Raw genomic sequence first — 1,221 nt, forward strand, 5'->3', positions numbered from 1 at the left:
TGACCTGCTCCCAGTTGATTAGTACACCCCGATGTTAGTAATGTCTTCATAAGCCACATGAGGACATCCCCATGAAGAAGCGTTTTTCCGACCAACAGATCATCAGTATTCTCCGCGAGGCTGAAGCCGGGGTATCCGCCCGTGAACTCTGCCGCAAGCACGCCATTTCCGATGCCACGTTTTACACCTGGCGTAAGAAGTATGGCGGTATGGAGGTGCCTGAGGTTAAGCGCCTGAAGTCGCTTGAGGAAGAGAACGCCAGACTCAAGAAGCTGCTTGCCGAAGCCATGCTGGATAAAGAGGCGCTTCAGGTGGCTCTTGGGCGAAAGTACTGACGACAGACCAGAAGCGGGAAGCCGTGATGTTGATATGTGATGCGACCGGTCTGTCGCAACGTCGTGCCTGCAGGCTCACAGGTTTATCTCTGTCGACCTGCCGCTATGAGGCTCAGCGCCCGGCTGCAGATGCGCATTTATCAGGGCGCATCACTGAGCTGGCACTGGAGCGCAGGCGTTTTGGCTACCGTCGCATCTGGCAGTTGCTGCGCCGTGAAGGGCTACATGTTAATCATAAGCGCGTGTACAGGCTTTATCACCTCAGTGGCCTGGGCGTAAAACGCAGAAGACGTCGTAAAGGGCTGGCAACAGAACGTCTGCCGCTGCTCCGTCCGGCGGCACCCAATCTGACCTGGTCGATGGATTTCGTCATGGACGCATTGGCCACCGGTCGCAGGATCAAGTGCCTTACCTGCGTAGACGACTTCACGAAGGAATGCCTGACGGTCACTGTTGCCTTTGGGATTTCAGGCGTGCAGGTCACGCGTATTCTGGACAGCATTGCGCTGTTTCGCGGCTATCCGGCGACGATAAGAACGGATCAGGGCCCGGAATTTACCTGCCGCGCACTCGATCAATGGGCCTTTGAGCATGGCGTGGAGCTGCGACTTATCCAGCCCGGCAAGCCGACACAGAACGGATTTATTGAGAGTTTTAACGGACGCTTTCGCGATGAATGCCTGAATGAACACTGGTTCAGTGACGTCAGTCATGCCAGGAAAACCATCAGTGAATGGCGTCAGGATTATAATGAGTACCGCCCGCACTCCGCGCTGAATTATCAGGCGCCGTCTGAATTTGCGGCGGCCTGGAGAAAGGGTAATTCTGATAGTGAAGGATCCGACATTACTAAGTGAGCGTTGTATCTAATCCTGGGGGCAGGTCA

Annotated in this window: 1 protein-coding gene; it reads left to right on the forward strand. The window is 55.0% G+C overall.

The features are described 5' to 3' along the window. Positions 1–71: 71 nt before the first annotated feature. A protein-coding gene (locus tag ABIC79_RS25595; protein ID WP_085982564.1) for an IS3 family transposase occupies positions 72–1,192 on the forward strand; the annotation gives its coding sequence in 2 pieces (ribosomal slippage) (positions 72–330 and positions 330–1,192; 1,122 coding nt in all). Positions 1,193–1,221: the final 29 nt, after the last annotated feature.

It is taken from the genome of Rahnella sp. 2050, from assembly GCF_040544515.1.
Taxonomy (GTDB): Bacteria; Pseudomonadota; Gammaproteobacteria; order Enterobacterales; family Enterobacteriaceae; genus Rahnella; species Rahnella aceris.